We start from the raw sequence: 24,400 nt of genomic DNA on the forward strand, positions 1-24,400 counted from the left end.
CATAAAGTATGGGGAGAGGGAATTTCTACGCCTGCTTAGCTGCCTTTACGGCGAGAAGAAAGCGACGGATCTGATCAGGGTCCTTGATGCCCGGCGCACTTTCGACGCCCGACGACACATCGACGGCAAGCGGATGCGTTAATGCGATGGCATCTGCGACGTTATCGGGACCGAGACCACCCGAAAGCATGAACGGCAGAGCTTCTGCAACACCGTCGAGCGCATGCCAGTCGAACGTCCGGCCGTTGCCGCCGGGCAGGAGAGCACCTGGCGGCGCCTTCGCATCGAAAAGGATAAGATCGGCAACGTCCGCGTACTCACGTGCCTGCGCCACATCGTCCGCCGTGGCGACGGCGATGGCCTTGATCACTTCGCGGCCGAATTGCTCCTTGATGGCGGCAACGCGGCTTGGCGTTTCCTTGCCGTGCAGCTGGAGGACGTCGGGCGCCACTTCATTCACGATTTCGTTGAGCGTGGCATCGTCTGCGTCGACAGTGAGCGCAACGATCCGGGCCTTGCCGCGCGCCCGCTCGGCGAGCCCCTTGGCTTTCGCGATATCGAGATGGCGCGGGCTCTTCGCATAGAAGACGAGCCCGATGTAATCGGCGCCGCCGGTGATGGCAGCATCCAATGCTTCAGGCGTCGTGATCCCGCAAATTTTGGCTCTTGTAACCATCGAATTTCATGCGTTACGCCGCGGTCGTTCCCGTAAGGCGGCGCTTTTGCCAGCGCTTCAGAGCGATAAACGTCCAAACGCCCTCGACCAGACCGAACGGCCACGCGCCCTGCAGAAATCCATAGATCGAACCCATCGCGCAAGCGACGGAAAATCCGAGGATGCACCAAGGGCTGCTGTCCTCGAAGGCGTAGAACAACAGCATCAGACTGACGGCGACGAGCCCGAACAGCGTCAACGCATCGAATGTCATTGAGTATCTCGGCTCACATCAACGGCTGGAGATGGCGAGTTGCTTGTCCGCGGCTTCGCGTTCGCGCGCGAGCCGGTCGGCCTCCGCCTGCCAGCGCGCTGCGCGCCGGCCCTGCGAACGGGCTGTCTGCCGCCATCGGCTTTGCCCCATCCACGTCGCCACGCCACCAAGAATGACGCCGAGAACGAGAGCCGCCATCAGATAAATGTAGAACGGCAGCACGACCGAAAGCGCGGGCTTTTCGGGCCGGAAGGGATCGAGGATCAGATCCACCGGCTGCCGGTTGGAAACCGCAATCGCAACGAGAATGATGCCGAGCGGAAAACCGATAAGCAGCGCAAGAATACGCCTGAACATGATCTACCTCACTTGCGGCGCCTGCAAATCGGCTGCGGCCGGCTCGTCAGTGTTTCGCGCCGTTGAGCTTATTCAACCGGTCGCGAAGTTCTTTGCCGGTCTTGAAAAACGGCACGAACTTTTCGGCGACGGCAACGGTCGTCCCGGTTCGGGGATTTCTTCCCTGCCGCGACGCGCGATGCTTCACCGTAAATGCGCCGAAACCGCGAAGTTCGACACGGTCACCTCGCGACAAAGCATCGACAATTTCGTCAAAAATGACATTGACGATGCGTTCGACGTCACGATGGTAAAGATGCGGATTGGCAGTGGCAATCCGTTGCACCAGCTCCGATTTGATCACGTTTCGCTCCCAGCTTCGGCGACCATTTCTTCTTATTTTTCAGAAGGGTGCCAAACTGAGAGAAGACCGTCAAGTCCGAGCGTGGAAATCATCCGATCACGAAGCAAAAAATTTGCTGCGTCCCCGGCCGCTGACCCGAAGAGCCAGCCGACGATTCCGGCCGACATGCCCGCAAAGCCGTAGTTGCCGGTGTTTCCTGGCTTCCAATCGGTGACTTTCGCCGTCTGAGGGACGCTTTTCTTGTCCTTGAGCCACTGGACCGCTTCGTCCTCACCGCCGAGTTGATCAACCAACTTGGCGTCCAGGGCCTCGCGGCCTGAGTAGATTCGGCCTTCCAGAAGGCCCGGGATATCAGTGGCTTTGACGCCACGGCGGGTCTCGACCAGGCCGACGAACCATTTGAAGCCGTCGGCGACCATACCCTCGGCGACCTTCTTGCTCGAATCGTCAAGCGGCTCGAACGGCGACGGAGACGCCTTTAGCGGACCGCTCTTAATCTCGTTCATTTTGACGCCGATCTTGTCGAGCAGCTGCACGACCTCAGGCCACTGCACGATAACGCCGACAGAGCCCGTAATCGAGTTTCCACGGGCCACAATGTGGTCGGTGGCAAGACCCGCGATGTAGGCCGCCGAAGCCGCCACGGTGCCGAATTGGGCCACCACGGGCTTCTTTTGGGCCAGCGTCCGGATGCCTTCGTAGAGCGCCTCGCCCCCCGTCGTCGTGCCGCCAGGACTGTTAATGAACAGGAGAACGCCGGAGACGCTGTTGTCGTCGGCGATGTCCTTAAGCAATTTGAGCTGATCCCGGTCCTCTGTGATCGTTCCCTCGATTGTGACGCGGGCAATCTGCTTTTCGCCGGCAAGCGTTGCGAGCTTGTCGCCACTCAGGAACACCGCGCCGAGCGCGAACAGGAGAGCGGCGAGCCCGGCGGCGCGCCAAAGCGATACCGACCGGCGAAGCCGCCGGCGATCGAGAACCGTTTCCGTTTCAAGCATGGGGATGCGCCCTTTCCGTCGGCACGCTGCGGCAGGGCGGGAGGCCCGTAGGCGCGGCTCGTTCTGGCGGGGAACGTAGGCAAGGTTGCGCCCGTGGGCAACGGGGAAGCCCGCGACGTCTCGCCCAAAAGTTAAGGCGCGCGGCAGGGTTTGCCGCGCGCCCCTCGATTTCCAGCCGTCCGAAGCCGATTATTCGGCGTCTTCAGCACCTTCGCGCTTCTTGATGGCCGCCTTGAAGATGTCGCCGAGCGACGCGCCCGAGTCGGTCGAGCCGTACTGAGCGACGGCCTGCTTTTCTTCGGCAAGCTCGAGCGCCTTGATCGAAACGGCGATACGGCGCGCTGCCTTATCGACCGAAACGACGGCCGCATCGACCTTGTCGCCGACATTGAAGCGCTCAGGGCGCTGCTCCGAGCGGTCCCGCGAGAGATCGGCGCGCTTGATGAACGACGTCAGCTCGCTGTCTGCGATCTTGACTTCGATACCAGCTTCGCTGACCGACGTGACCGTACCGGTAACCGCGTCGCCCTTCTTGTACTTCGCCATAGCATCGGCCGGATCGCCCGACAGCTGCTTGACGCCGAGGGAGATGCGCTCCTTCGAACCGTCGACATCGAGAACGATGGCTTTGACGTTGTCACCCTTCTTGTAGTCCTTGATAACTTCGTCGCCGGCCTTCTGCCAGTCGAGGTCCGAAAGATGGACCATGCCGTCGATGCCGTTGTCGAGACCGATGAAAAGACCGAACTCGGTGATGTTGCGGATCGGGCCTTCGACGATCGAGCCCTTCGGGTGCTGCGTCAGGAACGCATCCCACGGGTTCTCCTGCGTCTGCTTCAGGCCGAGCGAGATACGGCGCTTCTGCGGATCGACTTCGAGAACCTGAACTTCCACCTGCTGGCTCGTCGAAACGATCTTGCCAGGGTGCGTGTTCTTCTTCGTCCAGCTCATTTCCGAGACGTGGATCAGACCTTCGACGCCCGGCTCCAGCTCAACGAACGCGCCGTAATCGGCGATGTTCGTCACGGTGCCCTTGACGCGAGCGCCGACCGGATACTTGGCTTCGATCGCCGACCACGGATCGGACTGAAGCTGCTTCATGCCGAGCGAAATACGCTGCGTTTCCGGGTTGATGCGGATGATCTGCACCTTCACCGTATCGCCGACGTTGAGGATTTCCGACGGATGGTTGACACGGCGCCATGCCATGTCGGTGACGTGCAGAAGACCGTCGATGCCACCGAGATCGATGAACGCGCCGTAGTCGGTGATGTTCTTGACGAGACCGTCGATGATCTGGCCTTCGGCGAGACGCGCGACGATTTCCGTTCTCTGCTCGGCGCGGCTCTCTTCGAGAACCGAGCGGCGCGAAACGACGATGTTGCCGCGGCGGCGATCCATCTTCAGGATCTGGAAGGGCTGCTGCTGGTGCATCAAAGGTCCGATATCGCGGACGGGGCGAATGTCGACCTGGCTGCCCGGAAGGAACGCCACGGCGCCGTCGAGATCGACAGTGAAACCGCCCTTGACCTTGTTGAAGATGACGCCCGTGACCTTCTCGCCCTTTTCGTAGAGGCGCTCGAGGCGGGTCCAGCTTTCTTCGCGGCGAGCCTTGTCGCGCGAGAGCACCGCTTCACCGAGCGCATTCTCGACGCGCTCCAGGTAGACTTCGACGGTGTCGCCGACTTTGAGGTCGCCCGGCTTGCCGCCGACGCCGAATTCCTTCAGTGCAACGCGGCCTTCCATTTTGAGGCCGACGTCGATGATAGCCATGTCTTTTTCGATGCCGACGATCTTGCCCTTTACGACGGAACCTTCGAACAGGTCATCCTTGGCAAGGCTCTCGGCGAGCAGCGCGGCGAAATCTTCGCGCGAGGGATTGAAATCTTTGGACACTTCAGCGGACATTCGTTCTCCTTGATAACGGCGTGTTGCCGGGCGCGGTGGCCCGGCGCGTTCGGGTTGAAGTTGGAAGCGCCAATAGTCAGACCCGCGCGAACGCGATGCCTGGCTTGAGGGCGCTGATGTCTGGATGTGATGTCGCCGTGATGGGCCGCAGCCCTGCCGGTCAGAATTCGGGGACCCCTATGGGGCGCCCAACCGGCTGATCTTCCTCATGACCATCCGACAGCGACGTCGAATGGCGCTGATATACCCAACCGCCCCCCCGAAAGCAAGGGCCGCAGCCCTAGGCCCGGTCCCGCGACGGTTTGGGCGGCATCAGATCCGTACAGACGCCTTCCGCCACCTCGGCCGCCATGCCGACGGACTCCGAAAGCGTTGGATGCGGATGGATGGTTTTACCAATATCGACGGCATCCGCCCCCATTTCGATGGCGAGACAGATCTCGGAGATGAGATTTCCGGCCTCCGTGCCGACAATGGCCCCGCCGATGATCCGCTCGGTGCCTTCCTCGAAGAGCAGCTTGGTGAAGCCCTCATCCCGGCCGTTGGCGATGGCCCGGCCCGATGCGGCCCACGGAAACACCGCCTTCTTGTAGGCGATGCCCCGCGACTTAGCCTCAGTCTCGGTCAAACCGGCCCAGGCGATCTCGGGATCGGTGTAGGCGACGGACGGGATCTGGCGCGCATCGAAGAAGCTTTTGCTCCCCGCCGCATTCTCGGCCGCCACGTGCCCCTGATGGACGGCCTTGTGCGCCAGCATCGGCTCATCCGCGATATCGCCGATGGCGAAAATGTTCGAAACGTTTGTCCGCATCTGTCGGTCGACGGGAATGAAGCCCCGGTCCGACACCGTGACCCCAGCGTTATCTGCACCAATGACCTTGCCATTGGGCTTTCGGCCGACGGCAACGAGCACCAGACCATAACGCTGCGGCCCGTCTGGCGCATTCGCACCTTCGAACGTGACGTAAATACCGTCTGGCTTCGCTTCGGCCGCGACGACTTTGGTCTTCAGCATCACCCGATCGAAGCGACGTGCATTGACCTTCTGCCAGACGTTGACGAGATCGCGATCCGCACCCGGCATCAAACCATCGAGCAATTCGACCACATCGAGCCGTGCTCCAAGCGTCGAATAAACCGTCGCCATCTCGAGGCCGATGATGCCGCCGCCGATGACGAGCATCCTGTCCGGAATTTGCGGCAGCTCCAGCGCGCCGGTTGAATCGACGATGCGCGGATCGGTGGGCATGAACGGCAGCTCCGCCGCTTCGGACCCCGCGGCGATGATGGCCTTTTCGAAGCGCACTGTCTCTTCGTGCCCATCGTCGAACGCGACTTTCAAATGATGGTCGTCGACGAAAGTGCCGGTCCCGCGCAACGTCGTGACCTTGCGCGCCTTCGCTATCGACGCAAGCCCGCTCGTCAGCTTACCGACAACAGCGTCTTTAAATGCCGCAAGCTTTTTCAGATCGATTTTCGGCGCAGCAAACGTGATGCCGTGTTTGCCGAGCGCCGCCGCTTCGTCGATGACGAAGGCAGTATGCAGAAGCGCCTTCGAAGGTATGCAGCCGACGTTCAGGCAAACGCCGCCGAGCGCCGGCCAGCGATCGACAAGAATGGTCTTCGCACCAAGATCGGCCGCGCGAAACGCTGCGGAATAACCGCCGGGACCGGCACCCAGCACCAGGACTTCGCACGCATGTTCCGCCGAACCTGAAAATTTTGCCGCCGGTGCGGGAGCCGTCGGAGGCGCCTCCTTCTTGGCCGGCGCCATCTCGGGCTCTGCCGCACTCTCGGTCTTTCCGACCGTTTCAAGCGTCAGTATCGGGCTTCCCTCGCTGACCTTGTCGCCGACCTTGATCAAAACCTCGACGACTTTGCCGCCTTCGGGCGCCGGAACATCGAACGATGCCTTGTCGCTCTCGAGCGTAATGAGCGCGTCTTCGGCAGCGACGGTCGCTCCCGGCTTCACGTGCACCTCGATGATCGGCACGTTCTCGAAATCGCCGAGAGCAGGAACGCGGATTTCCTTCTTGCTCATCATACAGTCCTACAAGACGAGCTGGCGAACGTCGGCCAGCGCATCGCAGATCTTCCTCAAGAAGCGCGCGGCAAGCGCACCATCGACCACACGATGATCGTACGAAAGACAGAGCGGCAGCATCAGCCTCGGCTGAAATGCCGAACCGTCCCACTGCGGCTTCATCTGCGCCCTGACCGCTCCGAGAATTGCGACTTCCGGCGCGTTGACGATCGGAGTGAACCCCGTGCCGCCGATGCCGCCGAGGCTCGATATCGAGAACGTCGCGCCTGAAATATCGGTCGGCGTGATCTTGCCATCACGCATGCGCGCCGAGACGGCCGTCAGCTCCTGGCTCAATTCCAGAACGCCCTTGCGATCGACGTCGCGAATGACCGGCACGACGAGCCCGTCCGGCGTGTCCACCGCAATACCGATGTTGTAGTAGCGCTTGAGGATCAGCGCATCCTTGCCCGGCGCGAGGGACGAATTGACGTCCGGATACTCCTTGAGTGCGGAAACCGAAGCCTTCAGCAGAAACGCAACGAGCGTCACGCGATAGCCCTTGCCTTTCGCCGTGGCGTCGAGATCTTTGCGGTAAGCCTCGAGATCGGTGATGTCGGCTTCGTCGGAGTTGGTGACGTGCGGAACGTTCAACCACGCGCGATGCAGGTTGGGTCCGGTCAATCGTTTAAGCCGCGACATCGGCTTCGTTTCGATCGGCCCATACTTCGAGAAGTCCTGAGCCGGAATTTCCGGAATACCCGTCGTCGGACCAGCGCCCGGCGCGGCAGCAGACTGACTGCTGCGCGCGATGTAGGCTTTCACATCGTCCTTCGTGATGCGGCCCTTGTCGCCCGTCCCTTTGATCTGCTTCAGATCGACATCGAGATCGCGCGCGATACGACGCACCGACGGGCTCGCATACACCGAACCAAAATCTCCAGGCGGAGGTATCGATCCGCCTTCTTTTGCTTCGGCGGGCTTGGTCTTCTCTGGCGCGCGCTCCGCCTTCGCGGGAACCTCGGACTTTTCTCGGCCCTTTCCGTTAACGACCGGAGCTTCGGCTTTCGCATCGCCCGCCGTATCGAGCTTGATGATGATACTGCCTTCGCTGACTTTGTCGCCGATGGCGACCAGAATTTCCGCCACCTTGCCTTGGACGGGAGCAGGCACGTCCATCGCGGCCTTGTCGCTCTCGAGCGTGATCAGCGGATCGTCGGCCTTCACCTCGTCGCCCGGCTTCACTTGAATTTCGACGACCGGCACATTCTCGAAATCACCGATATTCGGCACCTTGATGTCGACGAGCGCCATGTAGTCGAACCTGTCCTGGTCAGCTGCGGGCTGGATTGGCCTTGTCGGGATCGATCCCGTATTTCGCGATCGCTTCCGCGATCTTGATCGACGGAATCTTGTTCTCGTCGGCAAGAGCCTTGAGCGCGGCAATCGTCACGAAGTGCCGGTCGACTTCGAAGAAATAGCGGAGCGTCCGGCGGTAATCGGAACGGCCGAAACCATCGGTGCCAAGAACCGAATACCGGTTCGGAACCGAAGGCCGCACCTGATCGGCGTAGAGCTTCATGTAATCGGTCGACGCGATCACCGGGCCTTCGCCGCGCTCGGAAACCTTTCGCGTCACGAACGGAACGCGTGGCGACTCCGTCGGATGCAAAAGGTTCCAACGCTCGGCATCGTGGGCTTCTCGCGCAAGCTCCGTGAAACTCGTCACACTCCAGATGTCGGCCGAGACGCCCCAGTCGTCGCGCAATAGATCGGCGGCGGCGATGACTTCGCGCAGGATCGCGCCCGAACCCATGAGCTGCACCTTGTGGCCCGGCGCACCTGCCGGAGCCGCCCGGAACAAGTACATGCCCTTGATGATGTCGTCCTCGACGCCCTCCGGCATCGGCGGATGCTCGTAATTCTCATTCAAAAGCGTCAGGTAGAAAAACACGTCTTCCTGATCCGCCAGCATGCGTCGCATACCGTTTTGGACGATGACCGCGACCTCGTAATTGAACGTCGGATCGTAAGAGATGCAGTTCGGCACCGTCGCCGAGATGAGATGGCTGTGGCCGTCTTCGTGCTGCAGACCCTCGCCGTTGAGCGTGGTGCGTCCCGAAGTGCCGCCCAGCAGAAAACCGCGGGAACGTTCGTCGCCGGCCGCCCATGCGAGATCGCCGATGCGCTGAAATCCGAACATCGAATAGAAGATGTAGAACGGCACCATCGGCACGTCCGAAGTCGAATAGCTCGTCGCCGCAGCGATCCACGACGCCATCGCGCCGGCTTCGTTGATGCCTTCCTGCAGCATCTGCCCGGACTTGTCTTCCTTGTAGAACATCAGCTGATCGGCATCTTCCGGACGGTAGAGCTGTCCGACCTGACTGAAGATTCCAAACTGCCGGAACATCCCTTCCATGCCGAACGTGCGGCTTTCGTCCGGGACGATCGGAACGATGTGCCGGCCAAGCCTCTTGTCGCGCATGAGCGCCGTCAGGATCCGCACGAACGCCATCGTCGTCGAGATCTCGCGCCCTTCCGAACCTTTGAGCTGGGATTCGAACAGCGACAGCGGCGGCGCATCGAGCGTGACCGACGACTTGCGGCGGCGTGCCGGCAGATAGCCGCCGAGATTGCGCCGCATCTTGTGCAGATATTCGTCTTCGGGCGAGCCCTTCTCGAAACGAATGAAAGGCACGTCGGCGAGTTGATCGTCGGCAACCGGAACCTTGAAGCGATCGCGGAACTGGCGAAGCGCGTCGACATCCATCTTCTTCGATTGATGTGCGAGCATCTGGCCTTCGCCCGCTTGCCCCATGCCGTAACCCTTGACGGTCTTGGCGAGGATGCACGTCGGCTGGTTCTTGTGCTGCGTTGCTGCCGCATACGCCGCGTAAACTTTCGACGGATCGTGCCCGCCGCGCGTCAGGCGCCAGATCTTCTCATCCGACCAATCCTCGACGAGTGCCGCCGTTTCCGGATAACGCCCGAAGAAATGCTTGCGGATGAAAGCGCCATCACGCGATTTGAAAACCTGGTATTCGCCGTCGACGCACTCTTCCATCAGCTGGCGCAGCCTGCCCGTCGTATCGCGTGCCAGCAGCTCGTCCCATTGCGAACCCCAGATGACCTTGAGCACATTCCAGCCCGCGCCGCGAAAGTTGCGCTCGAGTTCCTGGATGATCTTGCCGTTCCCGCGCACCGGCCCGTCGAGCCGCTGCAAGTTGCAATTGACGACGAAAATCAGATTGTCGAGCTTCTCGCGGCCGGCGAGCGAAATCGCACCGAGGCTTTCCGGCTCGTCCATCTCGCCGTCGCCGCAGAAAACCCAGACCTTGCGATCTTCGGTGTCGGCGAGCCCGCGCGCGTGAAGATACTTGAGAAACCGCGCCTGATAGATCGCCATCAACGGCCCGAGGCCCATCGAGACGGTCGGAAACTGCCAGAAACCCGGCATCAGCCACGGATGCGGATACGAGGGCAGACCCTTTCCCCCGACCTCCTGGCGGAAATGCAGAAGCCGATCCTCGTCGAGACGGCCTTCTAAGAACGCGCGTGCGTAAATTCCCGGAGACGAATGGCCTTGGACAAGAATGAGATCGCCGCCGTGTCTCTCGGAGGGCGCGTGCCAAAAATGATTGAAGCCGGTTTCGTAGAGTGTTGCTGCCGACTGGTAGCTCGCGATATGCCCGCCGAGCTCGGTCGACTCTTTGTTCGCACGGAGCACCATGGCTGCCGCGTTCCAGCGGATAGCCGACGCGATGCGGTGCTCCAGCTCACGATTGCCGGGAACCTTGGCTTCGTCGTCGACGCTGATGCTGTTGATGTAGGCGGTGCTCGACGCAAAGGGAATTGCCGCGCCACTGACCCTCGCGCGCTCGACGACTTCTTCCAGAATGTCGTCGGCTCGTTCCGTTCCGCCGTACGCGATGACGGACGAGATCGAGTCCGTCCAATCACGGATTTCAGGATCTTCCGGCTTCAGAACTTTTCGCTCGTTCTTGCCCATGGCGTCCCTTGTTCCTCGTTCGCGAGGAGACTCGTAAACACCGAGACGGCCGCCTCGGTTCGAATCGGCACATACCTGCAATGATCTAGCACATAACTATAGGTGGAGCCGTACCTCCCAGAAATCAAATAAGATTTATGACTGCTATGTTTAGCGTCGAATATCGTTTGAACAGAAACGCACGCCTTTTTGCGCGCACGCGAGCGTCGAACCGCGTTTCTCGCGGAAGTTCAGGAAGTCTACCGCATCACCCCTATCAATTGTAACGCCACCGCGAATGCCTGATCCGCGTCCAGCGTCGTCGTATCGAGATGAACCGCATCGGCGGCGGCATGCATCGGCGCTGCAGCACGGCCACTGTCGCGCGCATCTCTCCGGCGAATATCGGCCAGAAGATCGTCATACATAACGCTCTCTCCGCGCGACTGATGTTCGAGAAAGCGCCGTTTCGCCCGCGCTTCATCGGAAGCCGTGACGAATATTTTCACGTGCGCCTCGGGACAGACAACCGTGCCAATGTCGCGTCCATCGAGAACGGCGCCCTTGTCCTGTCGCGCGAACGCTCGCTGATACTCGAGCAGCGCCGCGCGCACCTCTGGAATTTTCGCGACGATCGAAGCGGCATCGCCGGCGCGCGGTCCGCGGAGCGCGGGATCATCCAGCGTCTCGGCGTTGACCGATTTCGCGGCCGCCGCCGCAGCCTGAACATCCTCCAAATCGGAGCCGGCCGCGAGAACGTCTCGAGCGACGGCCCGATAGAGAAGTCCGGTATCGAGCCACGCCATGTCGAAGTGAGCCGCAATACGCTTTGCGAGCGTGCCTTTGCCTGACGCGGCCGGACCATCGATCGCAATGATCAACTCAGCGCCCTCCGTTCCGCAACAAGACCGCTCGCTAATCTCGGACGGACATGAAACATCGCTGTCACCGGCCCGCGGGCTCTTCATATTTCGCACCGAGCGTTTCCATCAGCTGCCGAAACTCGGGGAAGCTTGTCGCGATCATGGTCGAGTCGTCCACCACGATCGGCTGTTCGCTCGCAAGACCCGCCGTCAGAAACGCCATCGCGATCCGATGATCGAGGTGGGTTGTAACGACGCCGCCGCCCTTGAGGCCGCCGTTCCCCGAAACGATCAGGCTGTCGCCTTCGACCCGCACGGTCGCGCCATTGGCCGCCAATCCGGCAGCCGTTGCCTGCAGTCGATCGCTCTCCTTGACCTTGAGCTCGGCGAGGCCGTCCATCCGCGTATCACCTTCGGCAAATGCCGAGATCGCCGCAAGCACAGGATACTCGTCGATCATCGACGGCGCACGCTCCGCCGGCACCCGCACACCCTTGAGACGCGACGCGCGGACACGAATGTCGGCGACCGGCTCGCCGCCCTCCTCGCGTTCATTGAGGAACGTAACATCGCCGCCCATTTCCTGCAGCGTCGTATAAAACCCGACGCGCGTCGGATTGATCAGCACACCCTCGATCGTGACGTCGGAACCGGGCACGAGCAATGCCGCCGCCGCCAAAAACGCCGCCGACGACGGATCGCCAGGAACGTGAACGTCCTTGCCGGTGAGTTCCGCATGTCCCTTCACGGTAATGTGCGTATCGGCGCCTTTCGTCTCGGTCCTGACGGTTGCCCCGAAATGGCGCAGCATCCGCTCGGTATGATCACGCGTTGGCTCGCGCTCGACGACGGTCGTCTCTCCCGCCGCGTGAAGACCGGCGATCAGGACGGCACTTTTCACCTGCGCCGAAGGCACGGGAAGCACGTAGACGATCGGAATCAATTCGCTCGTGCCCTTGAGCGTCAGCGGCAACGTCTCTTTGCCGGTCTCGAGAATTTCGAGACCCATATCTACGAGGGGAGCCAAAACCCGCCGCATCGGCCGGCGCGAAAGCGACGCATCTCCCGCCATCGTCACCGTCATCGGATGCCCGGCGACGACACCCATCATCAGCCGCGTACCGGTGCCCGAATTCCCGAAATCGAGCGCCGCAGCCGGGGCTCTGAGCCCGCCGACGCCGCGGCCTTTGACTACCCAAGCGTCGCCCTGCTTCTCCGCCATCGCGCCGAGTGCAACCACGGCCCGCGCGGTATTGATGACGTCCTCGGCTTCCAGAAGTCCCGTAATCCGCGTCGTCCCGGTCGCCAGGGCACCGAAAATGAGGGCGCGATGGGAGATCGATTTGTCGCCCGGAACGCGCACCTTCCCTGTCAGCGGTGCGGAGCGGAGGGACGATAGCGGTTTCGGTATGGATGTAGTGTGCAAAATCGACCTTCCGAACCATTGAAAATCTGGCGCGTCAGGCGCTTTTCCCTGACTTTAGGCCCGGATAGACACTGGACCGCGACGCCCTGTCAACGGCTCCCTCGGACGGAGATCAAGACGCCTGCCGCTGGGGACCTTGACGCAGTCCCGCCAGCTCCCACCTTTTCGTTTTGACAGGGAACACCGCCTATGGCAGACGGGCTCCCTTGATTTCCGAACCCTGAGGCACGACCAATGGCGACCAAGCAAGCGCGAGGGACGAAGCGCACCTGTCAGAACTGCGACGAGCGCTTCTATGATCTCGGTCACGACCCGATCATCTGCCCCTTCTGCAATAGTAAATATGTGATTGCTTCTTCACCTGCGGCGCTCGCAGCCCTGCAGGCTGAGCAGCGGGAACTCGCCGCCAAGAAAGCGAAGAAGGCAGCAACCGCCGAGGAAGCCGACGGCGAATTGCCGGCAGTCGAAGGCGAAGAGGCTCTCGTCGACGTCGAAGCCGATGATAGCGGCACCGAAGATGATGAAACCTTCCTCGAGGAAGAGGAAGAAGAAGGCGGCGACGTCTCGAACATTATCGGTGGCCCGGCAGGCGAGGGCGACGAAGAGCCTTGATAAAGCTCTGAAACGTCCTTGCAGTTTTCGCCAAGACGACTTATCAGGCGGGACTTCGAACATCGGCGGGATCCAGCCCCGCCGAACGGAATTGGTTTGGGGCTATAGCTCAGCTGGGAGAGCGCTTGCATGGCATGCAAGAGGTCACCGGTTCGATCCCGGTTAGCTCCACCATCTCTTTTCTTAGGCCAATTTGGCGCAAAAGCCCGCGATCCCCAGCACGGCTGACCTCGCCCAGCTTTTTATGTAGTCTCCGCCCCGAAACGATTTGCGAAGCATAATCGCGAACGACAGGGACGAAACATGAATAACTGGCGCTTGAACCTCACGTGGGTAGCCGTCGCCGTGCTCGGCGCCGTTTCGCTCGCAATTGTCGCGCTGTCGCGAGGCGAAACCATCAACGCGATCTGGCTCGTCTCCGCCGCGATCTGCTCCTATCTGCTCGCCTACCGGTTTTACAGTCGCTTCATCGCCGATCGCGTGCTCCGGCTCGATAAGGCGCGCCTCACACCCGCCCAGCGCTTCAACGACGGGCTGGATTACTGCCCGACCGACAAAACCGTTCTTTTCGGCCATCACTTCGCAGCCATCGCCGGAGCGGGCCCCCTCGTCGGCCCCGTCCTCGCGGCGCAGATGGGCTACCTGCCCGGAACGCTCTGGCTGATCGTCGGCGTCATCTTTGCGGGCGCGGTCCAGGACTTCGTCATGCTCTGGGCTTCGACCCGCCGCGACGGACGCTCCCTCGGCGAAATGATTCGCACCGAGCTTGGCGAGATTGCCGGCACGATCGCGATGATCGGCGTCCTGCTCATTATGGTCATCCTGCTCGCGGTCCTGGCGCTTGTCGTCGTCAAGGCGCTGAAGCAAAGCCCGTGGGCGACGTTCACGGTCATGATGACGATCCCGATTGCCGTCCTCATGGGCTTCTACGGGCGTTTCATTCGGCCAGGCCGCATCGGCGAGATGTCAGTGATCGGCCTCACCTTGTTGCTGCTGTCCCTGATCTTCGGCCGCTACGTCGCCGAGGATCCGACGCTCGGTCCGATGTTCAACTATTCCGGCGAGCAGCTTTCGATGATGCTGATCGCCTACGGCTTCGTCGCCTCCGTGCTCCCGGTATGGACGCTGCTTGCGCCTCGCGACTACCTCTCGACCTTCCTGAAAATCGGCACCATCGCCGGCTTGGCCCTCGGCATCTTCTTCGTGCTGCCCGATCTCAGGATGCCGGCCGTCACGAAATTCATCGACGGCAGCGGCCCGGTCTTCGCCGGCAACCTGTTTCCGTTCCTGTTCATCACCATTGCCTGCGGCGCGATCTCCGGCTTCCACGCGCTCGTCTCATCCGGCACGACGCCGAAGATGCTCGACAACGAAGTCAACGCCCGTCTCATCGGCTACGGCGCGATGCTGATGGAAAGCTTCGTCGCCATCATGGCCTTGGTCGCGGCGACGACGCTCGAGCCAGGGCTCTATTTCGCATTGAACAGCCCAGCAGCCCTCATCGGCACGACGCCGGAAACCGCTGCGGCGGCCATCTCCGGCTGGGGCTTCGCCATCACGCCGGACATGCTCAAGGAAGCCGCGACCAACGTCGGCGAGACGACGATCCTGTCCCGCACTGGCGGCGCCCCGACGCTTGCCGTGGGCATGGCCGACATTCTCTCCAGCGCCATTGGCGGCAAAGGCCTGATGGCCTTCTGGTACCACTTCGCCATCCTCTTCGAAGCGCTCTTCATCCTGACGACCATCGATGCCGGAACGCGCGTCGCGCGCTTCATGATCCAGGATCTGCTGGGCACCGTCAGTCCGTCCCTCAGAGAGACGCGATCATGGACGGCGAACATCGTCGCGACGTCGATCGCCGTCGGCGGCTGGGGCTATTTCCTCTATCAGGGCGTGATCGATCCCTTGGGCGGCATCAATACGCTCTGGCCGCTGTTCGGCATCGCCAACCAGATGCTCGCCTGCATCGCGCTCACACTCTGCACGGTCATCCTCTTCAAGATGAAACGGCAGCGCTACGCTTGGGTGACGCTCGCGCCGGCAACTTGGGTTGCTATCTGCACACTCACCGCCGGTTGGCAGAAAATCTTCAGCGACAATCCGACTATTGGCTTCGCTTCCCACGCAGCGAAATTCTCGAATGCGCTGGTGTCCGGGCAGATTATCGCGCCTGCCAAATCCTTGGAAGACATGCACCGCATCGTGTTCAACGATTACCTGAACGCCACGCTGACGGGGCTGCTGATCGCGCTCGTGGTCGCCATGGCCGGGTTCGGTGCGGCAGCCGTCATGAAGGCGCTCGCCAATCCGGATGTTTCGGCGCGCGAAGCTGCCGTGGTTGCGGCGGAGTGATGCATGCAAAAACTCGGAGCAAATCCCCTGTTCAAGTTTGCAGCCGGCGTCGCCAGGACCGCGCGGCTGATGGTCGGCGTGCCGGACTATGATGCCTATGTCGCGCATCGCCTCCGCGCCCACCCCGGCGAGCCGGTGATGAGCTACGAGGATTTCTTCCGTGAGCGTCAGGCGAGCCGATACGGCGAAGGTGGCGGCAAAATCAGCCGCTGCTGCTGACCGAATTTCGTCCCGCGTCAAAAAGGCAACCACCTCAGTTCCAAGCTAACTCGTGTCGCGGTCCTGGACAGGTGTTCCCGAGGATTGATCCGGCGCGCGTCCACGGCTACGAGGGGCCGCATGGCACCTCCTCTCATTACGCTCAAAGACATCAACCTGACCTTCGGCGGTACTCCGCTGCTCGAAGGCGCCGAACTGACCGTCGCCCCGGGTGACCGCGTCTGCCTCGTCGGCCGCAATGGCTCCGGAAAATCGACGCTGCTGAAAATCGCAGCCGGGTTCGTCGAGCCGGATCGCGGCGAACGCTTCGCCCATCCGAACGCGAGCATCCGCTACCTGCCGCAGGAAGCCGACTTCACAGGATTCGGCACGGTTCGCGCCTACGTCGAAGCCGGGCTCGGCCCGACCGATGACCCCTACCTGGCCGACTACCTTTTGATGGAACTCGGTCTCGACGGCGAAGCCGATCCCCGAACGCTTTCGGGTGGCGAGGCCCGCCGCGCTGGTCTCGCGCAGGCCGTCGTCGCCAAGCCTGACGTCCTTCTGCTCGACGAGCCGACGAACCATCTCGATCTCACCGCGATCGAATGGCTGGAATCAACCCTGCAGGCCTCACGCTCGGCCCTGCTGCTGATCAGCCATGACCGTCGGTTCCTCGAAACGCTGTCGCGCGCGACCGTCTGGCTCGACCGGGGCAGGACCCGCCGCCTCGAGCAGGGCTTTGCCGCGTTCGAAGACTGGCGCGACAAAGTGCTCGAAGAGGAAGAAATCGAGCGCCACAAGCTCGACCGCAAGATCGTCCGCGAAAATCAGTGGATGCATGGCGGCGTCACCGGCCGGCGCAAGCGCAATGTGCGCCGCGTACGCGAGCTGAAAGCCATGCGCCAGGAAGTGCGCGAACAACGCCATGTTGTCGGAACCGTTCGCTTGGACGCGTCGGAGGGCAGCCTCTCCGGCAAGCTCGTCGTCGAGGCAACAGGCATCTCGAAAGCTTACGGCGAGACCGACATTGTCAAAGATCTCGATCTGCGTGTGATGCGCGGCGATCGTCTCGGCATCGTCGGGCCGAACGGCGCCGGCAAAACGACGCTGATCAAGTTGCTGACGGGAGAAATAGCGCCGGACAGCGGCACCATTCGTCACGGCGCCAATCTTGAAATCGTGGCGCTCGACCAGAAACGCGACGAACTCAATCCCAATTGGACCGTATCGGACGCACTGACGGGCGGACGCGGTGACCAGGTCATCATCAATGGTAAGCCGCGCCACGTCGCGAGCTACATGCAGGACTTCCTGTTTCTTCCCGAGCAGCGGCTGTCGCCGATCCGCGTTCTGTCGGGCGGAGAGCGCGCGCGTTTGATGCTGGCGCGCGCACTCGCGAAGCCGTCGAATGTGCTGATCCTCGACGAGCCGACGAACGATCTCGACCTCGAGACGCTCGATCTCTTGCAGGAACTTTTGTCCGATTACGCCGGTACGATTTTACTCGTAAGCCACGACCGCGATTTCCTCGATCGCATCGTGACGAGCGTATTGGCGCCGGATGGCGATGGATATTGGACGGAATATGCCGGTGGCTATTCCGATATGCTCGCCCAGCGCAAGGGCGAAGGCCTGCAAAAGAAATCGCGATCGAATGCGACGTCGCGGAAAGGCGCGGCCGATTCGAGCGCCACTTCGACTCCGGCCAAGCAGAAGCTGTCCTTCAAGGATAAGCACGCCCTGACGACGCTTCCGATCGAAATGGCGAAGCTCGAAGCCGAGATCCAAAATCTCGCGGCGAAGCTCGCCGATGCCGACCTCTTCACGCGCGATCGCGCGGCGTTCGATAAGACGAGCGAGCGCCTGGGCCAAGCCCAAATGCAGCTCGAAGCCGCTGAAACGCGTTGGCTGGAACTTGAGGAAAAGCGCGAAGCCATCGAAAGCCTCGGCTAGGACAATAAAAAAGCGACGACCGGGACACCCGGCCGCCGCTTAAAAGTCCGACCCTAAGGTCGACTTCATCTGAATTAGATGAGGTCGATCTCAGCCGGCAGATAGCTGGTCACTTCAAGACCAACTTCCTGCTCACGAACTTCGGGCTTCGACCACGTCTTCATGGTTTTCCTCCAAGAGTGGTTTGTCCACGCTTAACGGCAGCATACGTATGCCTGAGCAGCAATAAGTGCCAATCGTATTTACAATAACAGCTCATAAGCCGGCCTAATAACAATATAACACTTCGCAAATGCGAAGGAGAATTCGGCGGCTATTGCTTGGCGGCCCACTGGTCTTTGACCTCGTCGCATCGCTTCGAAATGAATTCGTTGACTTCATCTACGATGGAGCTCGATAGGATGTTCACTGTGTTGTCGGCAGCCGTCGCGGTCCAGAGCGCGCTTTTGATCAGTGTAGGTGCTTCGATCTTGCCCCAATGGGCCTGCGCCTTGGTGGCCTTGCCGTTCTCGAATGTCACCTTCGGCGTGAGATCGAACGAGAAGTCCGTCGCGCCCTTCTTCTCGCTCGCAATCGAACACGTAACCGTGTGCTTGGCGAATTCCAACTCCGCTTTCGGCGCGGCCATTGCCTTCACCAATTCCGCGTGATTGACGGTCAAGTCAGTGGAGCAATGGGCGCCATCGTAGGGCCACGTCACCTTCAATTTGGCGACGAGCTTCACGAGCTGCTCCTTGCGCCAGCTTTTGATCACATGGCAGGCGATGTCTTTGCCGGTCGCTTCCTTGGAATGAAACGCCCGGCAGAGGTCGACCTTGCAAGCCTGACGGGCTTCCTTCTCCGCCTTCTCTTCCGGAGTGAGCGGTCCATCCGGATCGCCCAATACCTTCCCGGAATCGTCCGCTGCTTTCGCAGGCTCCTCTGCAACGGCGGGTGGAATAGCAAATGCAACGAGTGAAAGAGCGATGGCCGAAGCGAACGCTGCGGACGCGAACCTCATGAAACCCTCACTTTGGAAAAAAGCTCGAAGAGCGGATCCCTTGTCCGCGGACGCGGGCGGACTTAAGGCAGAAAACCGGTATTACCGCGTTTTGAGCGCACCTGAGGCGTCCGCGACACTCCCCCTCCCATTACGCTTGAAGACCGGGCAGACGCCCCCATATCTTGATTGAACCGTTGGCAGAGATGCGGCGGTCGGGCGGCTCGAAAGAGCGTCCGGGAAATGGGGAAAGATGGTCGCTTAACCAAGGGCCTTCAGATGACACGTCTAACCGCACTTTCGAACCCGCTGCTTTTGGGTTTCGAAGAAATCGAACGGCTGGTCGATCGAGCCACCAAGGGTGGCGACGGTTATCCGCCTTATAACATCGAACGGGTCGCCCGGGACGGTGACGCCGGTGAGCTTCTCCGGATCACGTTGGCCGTGGCCGGGTTCACGCAAGACGAACTCGAAATTACGCTCGAAGACAAACAATTGACCGTTCGTGGCAAGCAGCTGGACGACAAAGACCGTGAATATCTCTATCGGGGCATCGCTTCCCGGCAGTTTTCACGGACGTTCGTCCTAGCAGACGGCATCGAAGTGAAGAGTGCCGAGCTATCGAACGGGCTTTTGGCCGTTGATCTGCAGCGCCTGGAACCGGAACGCCTTGTGAGGCGAATTGAAATAGGGACAGCAGCGAAACAGATCAAAAGCCGGACCTGAGCTGAGTCTTTCGCGTCACAGCGCCGGCGGCCGAATCGTCGGAGGATCGGAGCACACGCGCAGAGCGGAAGGACATGATTTCCGAAGCTGCGATGAGAGCCCGGCCTCGACACAAGGAGGAAGAGCGTCATGAACACTAAGACCACCGCAAAAGCCACCGAAACCCACAATGTTGTAGTGCCCGTCATGAGCGAGCTGGAGCTTGCACGTCTTGGTGGCGGCGAGGTCGCTTACATCAAGACGCTGACCTCGGACGAAGCGATCGAGATGTTCCCGCAGATCGAAGGACTGCCGAAGGGCATCCCGCTCTTTTCGCTTCACGCGGCCGACGGTACCCCGATCGCGCTGACGGACACGCTGCAGGCAGCGATCGGGCATGCTCAGGAAGACGAGCTGTCGATCGCACCGCTCCACTAAGCTAGCAGCCGAAACACCGGTTTTATGACAAAGAGCCACCCAATTCGTTGGGTGGCTCTGCTTTTTCCGGGCGTCGTCACCCGCGAGACCCGCCTACGGGTCATCCGCCTAGCGGTGATAGTGCGCGTATTGGCCCTTCGGCTTGAAGCGCTCGAGATACTCCGGAACGATCCCGTCGATTGAGGCCGGCTTTTCGATGCCTAGCGCCGCAATCGTTCGCCCCTCTTTTTTCGCAGCTTCCGAGACCACGTTATCCGACTGAAGGAGCCGCACCTGGTCGAGCGTCAGCGGCCTGAGCGAATTCGGCAGCGGCGAACTCAGGATCGCCATGAGCTTCGCCACCCCGAACGGCAGTGGCAACAGCAGCCGGCGGCGATCGGCATATTGTAGCGTCGCCTTGAGGAGATCCCGGAAACTCAAAACCTCCGGGCCGCCGAGTTCATAGATCGTCCCCGGTTTGCCGATCCCGTTCGCGGCGTTGGCCGCCGCCTGCCCGACGTCGCCGACAAAGACCGGCTGAAATTTTGTGCCACCGCCGCCGACGAGCGGCAGGAAGGGGCTGATCCGCGCCATGGCGGCAAAACGATTGAAGAACTCGTCCTCGGGTCCGAACACGATGGACGGTCGAAGGACGAGCGCCGACGGGAATTCGGCGAACGTCGCCCGTTCGCCCTCGGCCTTCGTCCGCGCATACCGTGACGCCGAATCCTTGTTGGCGCCGATCGCCGAGATATGAACGAGACGGGTGGCGCCCGCTTCCTTGGCAGCCTTCGCAACACGCTCCGCGCCCTTGGCGTGGACCGCTTCGAACGTCTGCGCACCGGACGGCGACAAAATGCCGACGGCGTTGATGACGATGTCGGCGCCCTCTACGGCCCGCGCAATCGAATCGGCAAATCGGAGGTTGGCCTGAACGGCATGAATCTGCCCGACGACGCCCATGGGTTGCAGATGGCCCGCAAGGTCGGGCCTACGAACGGCAGCGCGGACGCGGTAGCCCTTTCGAGCCAACGACCAAACGATGTAGCGCCCGACAAATCCGGAGCCTCCGAACACCGTCGCCAGCTTGCCGTTTTCTGCCATTCCGAAACCTCGATGCTGCGGCCACCCGGGGCCCATATGCTGCCATCAGCTCAAGCGGTAGCTCTAGCCCTCCGGATTGCCGCTGTGAAGTCCGCGCCGCACGATGTGAACGGCAGGATTCAGTCCCCCGAAACCGTCCGCGGCGAACGGACGCCCAATTGGCGCTGCTAAACTCTCCGGAACGCCACCTGTACACTGGAGATGCGTTGTCTCGCCTCGATTTGCTGTCACGCAATTGACTTCCGCGTCCGCACAATTTACCTGACACGTCGATGCCCAGATGGCGGAATTGGTAGACGCACTGCTTTCAGGTAGCAGCGCTCACAAGGCGTGGAGGTTCGAGTCCTCTTCTGGGCACCACTTGTATTTTACATAACAAAATCAATAACTTATATTGTGGCAATTGAGTCTCGAACCTTTATTGATTTTACAAGAAAAAATTGTGACGGCCTGTTCGCCAAACGCACGCTAAAACCGCTGTTATCGGCGGTGCGGGTCTGCGGGTTTATAGCGCTTGCCGCGCGACCAGATTTCAACCCAGGGCGAAGCAATCTCAGCGCGTTTGGTCGATCGTTACTCATCTCGTTTCTGATCGGCGTTGAACTAGGTTGCGGAACGGATATCGGGGCCCCCAATCGGACGCTCAATCCCATTAGCGGACGTCGATATCGCAAACAATTCGGGAGAAAAGCCATTATCGGCGATGTCCGCTTACGAGGGAAAAGTGGTCGTCGCGCTCCTGTGGCGCGCGTTCGCTTCTGGCCCATAGCGAACGCATAGCGACACGTACAACGGCTGCCCGCCAAGCCTGTGGCCCGATTCTCAATTTCGGACGTTGTGCGAGGAGCATCGCGTCTGGTTCTGCCCCTCCGTGAACATAGACATCTCCCGCTTGGTTCGGTTCGTCCGTAGTGCAAGAAAGCGGAGACCGTCCGGTTGGAATCTGCCCCGCAAACCGCAACGGCATGACCAATCAAGCCGCTTAATCATGGAACCGTAGGGTTGGAAAAATGGCCTCTGGTTCTGTCAATAATCGAACTCACGGCCGGACGAACGATCCAGTTGCGCGCCCTTCCGAGTCCCAAAGTGGCGACGGCTTCGTTGCGATGTCCGCAAATCTAGGCAAATCTAAAATGTACGTGTGCGGTCGAGCCATCGGGGGATCGGACTTGGGGAATTGAGATCCGGATTTGTTATCATGCAAACTAGGGACGACTGCGCGCTGCATTAAATTGGCACGCGCCCGCAACTCACGAGATGGTCGCTGTGTTGTGAGGAGATCCCGAACAGAAGGATCAAAACCCATGTTCAGAGTAGCTGTCTTAGCGGCTTTTGTGATCGCGATCGCTGGTCTCCCGGCATCTGCGCAGGACAAGGCGAAGGAGTGGTGTACCAACGCGCACATGCAGCAGATGACGTCGGAGATCGGCAAGATGACCAATACTGCGAAGAAAAAAGAAGCCAAAAGCCATCTCGCCATGTCTAAGGCCGCCATGAAGGCCAAGGACATGGATGGATGCGTCAAGCACATGGAACAAGCCCACCAGGCGATGGGTCTCTGAAGCTCACCATGCCTCAGGCGCCGGGAGGTCGCGTGATTTATTCTGGATGGTCGTAAGCTTCCCGTCGTTGCCGTTCGGCCGAAGAGATCTTTTCGCACCCGCCCGGCACCCCGGCTGGGGAGGAAGCCTTGAAGTTCATTACTGGGTTCATTGCTGCACTTGCAGTGCTGGCCGCCGGCGGCCTGATCTATATGTATAGTGGCGCCTACGATGTTGCCGCCTCAAATCCGCATAGTCCAATTCTCCACTGGGTCCTGGTAACAGCAAGAGATAGATCCATTGCGGCCCGCGCCGATCAGGTCGGCCCACCACCGCCGCCAAGCCCAAACTCGATCAAAGAAGGTTTCGGGCACTTCGATGAAATGTGCGTCGCGTGCCACGGGGCGCCGGGCGTCGAACGCGGCGAAGTTGGCAAAGGACTGAACCCAAAGCCGCCGGATCTCAGCCGCCTGTCAAAAGGAACAGACCCGCGACAGCTCTTCTGGGTCATCAAGAACGGAATCAGGATGACCGGCATGCCATCGTTTGGCGCCACCCATAACGATCGTATCATCTGAAACATCGTTGTGTTCTTGAAGGAACTTCCCACGACCTCGGCACAAAAATACCAAGAGATGAAGAAAGAGTTGGCAGCTTCACAAAGCACCGATCACGAGCATGACCACGGCGACTAAGTGACTTGCCCAATCACTTAGCTGACGGCGCAGCCGACCGGAGGCCTCATGCCGGGCCACCTCCTTCGGTGGCCGCGCGCGTTGAAGTCGATCCAACGGGTGCGACCCTTACGCCTAAGAAGCGACAACCTCGACGAGGCGATCGACGATCATTGATAAAACTACCGCAACGAGACCGCGACGGATGCCGGCTCTTTGCCGGGCAGGAATGCCCGGAACATGAACCCTGCGAACGCGAAGACGCCGAACGCGAAAACGACATCGCCGGGTACTCTTGCCCAAACCAGCGCCTGCATGACCGGACTATGGATGAACTCTGCCGAGCGGGCATAGGTATAGCCATGCTCGATACTGGCATAGGTTTGTAGGATGCCCTGCGGCAGAAGCGAGAGGAAGGTCATCATCGCCAGACCGATATTCAGCGACCAGAAGGAGATGCTGATCCATTTCCGGTTCCACCGGGTGACGTCGGTCAATCCGCGCATGCAGTAGAGCGTCAAGCCGAGCCCGAGCATACCGTAGACGCCGAATAGCGCGGCATGGCCATGGTTGGCTGTCGTGTTCAGCCCCTGCATGTAATAGAGCGCGATGGGCGGGTTGATCAGGAAGCCGAATAGGCCGGCACCCACTAGATTCCAGAACAGGACGGCCGCAAAAAACATGAACGGCCAGTGATCGATCTGCTCTCAATCGGCCTCATGCTCGACCTTGTGCCGCGTATAGGCCTCGAAACCCACAACCAGCAGTGGGACCACTTCCAGCGCCGAAATCATCGCGCCGACCGCGATCACCGATGTCGGTGTCCCACTGAAATAAAGGTGGTGGAAGGTGCGCCGGAATCTGCTCCGCATGGTCCGACGCCACATACGCCTCGCCTCAATAAGATGCATTCAAAATGCACTATTTGCACAGCTTGGCGGGAAAATCCAGTATATGATATGCATCTTTTATGAGATTGTCGCTCCAGACCGACTATGCCCTTCGGACGCTGATGTTTTTG

24 protein-coding genes and 2 tRNA genes are annotated in these 24,400 nt (G+C 60.6%); 10 read left to right on the forward strand and 16 right to left on the reverse strand.

What is annotated here, in order from left to right; genetic code table 11:
- Window positions 1-25: 25 nt before the first annotated feature.
- The 11 genes from AB4Z24_RS06630 to aroA form a co-directional block, all read right to left on the reverse strand.
- Window positions 26-676 (reverse strand): phosphoribosylanthranilate isomerase, encoded by a 651-nt coding sequence (locus tag AB4Z24_RS06630; protein WP_441706756.1) that lies wholly within the window; start codon window positions 674-676, stop codon window positions 26-28.
- Window positions 677-689: 13 nt separating this feature from the next.
- Window positions 690-929, reverse strand: coding sequence for a hypothetical protein (locus AB4Z24_RS06635; protein ID WP_441706757.1), 240 nt, complete (start codon window positions 927-929; stop codon window positions 690-692).
- An 18-nt stretch (window positions 930-947) separates the two neighbouring features.
- Window positions 948-1,286 (reverse strand): hypothetical protein, encoded by a 339-nt coding sequence (locus AB4Z24_RS06640; RefSeq protein ID WP_441706759.1) that lies wholly within the window; start codon window positions 1,284-1,286, stop codon window positions 948-950.
- Between the two features lie 46 nt (window positions 1,287-1,332).
- The gene (ihfB, locus tag AB4Z24_RS06645) at window positions 1,333-1,629 is read right to left on the reverse strand and encodes an integration host factor subunit beta (protein ID WP_045837238.1); all 297 of its coding nucleotides are present in this window, start codon (window positions 1,627-1,629) and stop codon (window positions 1,333-1,335) included.
- A gap of 32 nt (window positions 1,630-1,661) precedes the next feature.
- Window positions 1,662-2,627 carry a signal peptide peptidase SppA gene (gene sppA / locus AB4Z24_RS06650; protein WP_441706762.1) on the reverse strand — a complete coding sequence of 322 codons (966 nt, stop codon included), beginning with the start codon at window positions 2,625-2,627 and terminating at the stop codon, window positions 1,662-1,664.
- 189 nt (window positions 2,628-2,816) lie between these two features.
- A complete protein-coding gene (gene rpsA, locus AB4Z24_RS06655; protein WP_441706764.1) occupies window positions 2,817-4,535 on the reverse strand; it encodes a 30S ribosomal protein S1 in 1,719 nt (572 codons plus the stop codon).
- 280 nt (window positions 4,536-4,815) lie between these two features.
- Complete coding sequence (gene lpdA / locus AB4Z24_RS06660) at window positions 4,816-6,576, reverse strand: dihydrolipoyl dehydrogenase (RefSeq protein WP_441706766.1); 1,761 nt, start codon at window positions 6,574-6,576, stop codon at window positions 4,816-4,818.
- Window positions 6,577-6,585: 9 nt separating this feature from the next.
- Window positions 6,586-7,872: a 2-oxo acid dehydrogenase subunit E2 gene (locus AB4Z24_RS06665; protein WP_441706768.1), complete on the reverse strand. Its 1,287-nt coding sequence runs from the start codon at window positions 7,870-7,872 to the stop codon at window positions 6,586-6,588.
- A gap of 19 nt (window positions 7,873-7,891) precedes the next feature.
- A complete protein-coding gene (aceE, locus tag AB4Z24_RS06670) occupies window positions 7,892-10,570 on the reverse strand; it encodes a pyruvate dehydrogenase (acetyl-transferring), homodimeric type (RefSeq protein WP_441706770.1) in 2,679 nt (892 codons plus the stop codon).
- Between the two features lie 239 nt (window positions 10,571-10,809).
- On the reverse strand, window positions 10,810-11,430 hold the full coding sequence (gene cmk, locus AB4Z24_RS06675; RefSeq protein ID WP_441706772.1) for a (d)CMP kinase: 621 nt from the start codon (window positions 11,428-11,430) through the stop codon (window positions 10,810-10,812).
- Between the two features lie 64 nt (window positions 11,431-11,494).
- A complete protein-coding gene (gene aroA / locus AB4Z24_RS06680) occupies window positions 11,495-12,838 on the reverse strand; it encodes a 3-phosphoshikimate 1-carboxyvinyltransferase (RefSeq protein ID WP_441706774.1) in 1,344 nt (447 codons plus the stop codon).
- A 234-nt stretch (window positions 12,839-13,072) separates the two neighbouring features.
- On the opposite strand from aroA, the gene AB4Z24_RS06685 reads away from it, so the two are divergent.
- From AB4Z24_RS06685 to AB4Z24_RS06705, 5 genes are all read left to right on the forward strand, one after another.
- Window positions 13,073-13,450, forward strand: coding sequence for a TIGR02300 family protein (locus AB4Z24_RS06685; RefSeq protein WP_441706776.1), 378 nt, complete (start codon window positions 13,073-13,075; stop codon window positions 13,448-13,450).
- A gap of 98 nt (window positions 13,451-13,548) precedes the next feature.
- Window positions 13,549-13,624, forward strand: a tRNA-Ala gene (locus AB4Z24_RS06690).
- Window positions 13,625-13,753: 129 nt separating this feature from the next.
- Window positions 13,754-15,805, forward strand: coding sequence for a carbon starvation CstA family protein (locus AB4Z24_RS06695; RefSeq protein ID WP_441706777.1), 2,052 nt, complete (start codon window positions 13,754-13,756; stop codon window positions 15,803-15,805).
- Window positions 15,806-15,808: 3 nt separating this feature from the next.
- On the forward strand, window positions 15,809-16,024 hold the full coding sequence (locus tag AB4Z24_RS06700; RefSeq protein WP_441706779.1) for a YbdD/YjiX family protein: 216 nt from the start codon (window positions 15,809-15,811) through the stop codon (window positions 16,022-16,024).
- Between the two features lie 120 nt (window positions 16,025-16,144).
- Window positions 16,145-17,959 carry an ABC-F family ATP-binding cassette domain-containing protein gene (locus AB4Z24_RS06705; RefSeq protein WP_441706781.1) on the forward strand — a complete coding sequence of 605 codons (1,815 nt, stop codon included), beginning with the start codon at window positions 16,145-16,147 and terminating at the stop codon, window positions 17,957-17,959.
- 74 nt (window positions 17,960-18,033) lie between these two features.
- Here the strand turns inward: AB4Z24_RS06705 and pqqA are convergent, their stop codons facing one another.
- Window positions 18,034-18,123, reverse strand: coding sequence for a pyrroloquinoline quinone precursor peptide PqqA (pqqA, locus tag AB4Z24_RS06710; protein WP_045838205.1), 90 nt, complete (start codon window positions 18,121-18,123; stop codon window positions 18,034-18,036).
- A gap of 149 nt (window positions 18,124-18,272) precedes the next feature.
- The gene (locus tag AB4Z24_RS06715) at window positions 18,273-18,959 is read right to left on the reverse strand and encodes a hypothetical protein (RefSeq protein WP_441706783.1); all 687 of its coding nucleotides are present in this window, start codon (window positions 18,957-18,959) and stop codon (window positions 18,273-18,275) included.
- Between the two features lie 258 nt (window positions 18,960-19,217).
- Here AB4Z24_RS06715 and AB4Z24_RS06720 point away from each other — a divergent pair, with 258 nt between their 5' ends.
- Window positions 19,218-19,664 (forward strand): Hsp20 family protein, encoded by a 447-nt coding sequence (locus AB4Z24_RS06720; RefSeq protein WP_441706785.1) that lies wholly within the window; start codon window positions 19,218-19,220, stop codon window positions 19,662-19,664.
- Window positions 19,665-19,793: 129 nt separating this feature from the next.
- Entirely contained in the window at window positions 19,794-20,081 is a 288-nt protein-coding gene (locus tag AB4Z24_RS06725) for a DUF1150 domain-containing protein (RefSeq protein ID WP_441706786.1), read from the forward strand.
- A 108-nt stretch (window positions 20,082-20,189) separates the two neighbouring features.
- Here AB4Z24_RS06725 and AB4Z24_RS06730 read toward each other — a convergent pair whose 3' ends face one another.
- On the reverse strand, window positions 20,190-21,164 hold the full coding sequence (locus AB4Z24_RS06730) for a complex I NDUFA9 subunit family protein (RefSeq protein ID WP_441706788.1): 975 nt from the start codon (window positions 21,162-21,164) through the stop codon (window positions 20,190-20,192).
- Window positions 21,165-21,438: 274 nt separating this feature from the next.
- Here AB4Z24_RS06730 and AB4Z24_RS06735 point away from each other — a divergent pair.
- From AB4Z24_RS06735 to AB4Z24_RS06745, 3 genes are all read left to right on the forward strand, one after another.
- Window positions 21,439-21,524, forward strand: a tRNA-Leu gene (locus AB4Z24_RS06735).
- A gap of 944 nt (window positions 21,525-22,468) precedes the next feature.
- On the forward strand, window positions 22,469-22,726 hold the full coding sequence (locus AB4Z24_RS06740) for a hypothetical protein (RefSeq protein ID WP_441706790.1): 258 nt from the start codon (window positions 22,469-22,471) through the stop codon (window positions 22,724-22,726).
- 128 nt (window positions 22,727-22,854) lie between these two features.
- On the forward strand, window positions 22,855-23,283 hold the full coding sequence (locus tag AB4Z24_RS06745; protein WP_441706792.1) for a c-type cytochrome: 429 nt from the start codon (window positions 22,855-22,857) through the stop codon (window positions 23,281-23,283).
- A 278-nt stretch (window positions 23,284-23,561) separates the two neighbouring features.
- Here AB4Z24_RS06745 and AB4Z24_RS06750 read toward each other — a convergent pair whose 3' ends face one another.
- Together AB4Z24_RS06750 and AB4Z24_RS06755 are read right to left on the reverse strand one after the other, a co-directional pair.
- Window positions 23,562-24,062, reverse strand: a complete 501-nt coding sequence (locus AB4Z24_RS06750; protein ID WP_441706793.1) for a cbb3-type cytochrome c oxidase subunit I — start codon at window positions 24,060-24,062, stop codon at window positions 23,562-23,564.
- A 24-nt stretch (window positions 24,063-24,086) separates the two neighbouring features.
- Window positions 24,087-24,251 (reverse strand): hypothetical protein, encoded by a 165-nt coding sequence (locus AB4Z24_RS06755; protein ID WP_441706795.1) that lies wholly within the window; start codon window positions 24,249-24,251, stop codon window positions 24,087-24,089.
- Between the last annotated feature and the right edge of the window lie 149 nt (window positions 24,252-24,400).

The sequence above is a fragment of the Hyphomicrobium sp. 2TAF46 genome (genome assembly GCF_052114865.1).
Lineage (GTDB): Bacteria > Pseudomonadota > Alphaproteobacteria > Rhizobiales > Hyphomicrobiaceae > Hyphomicrobium_B.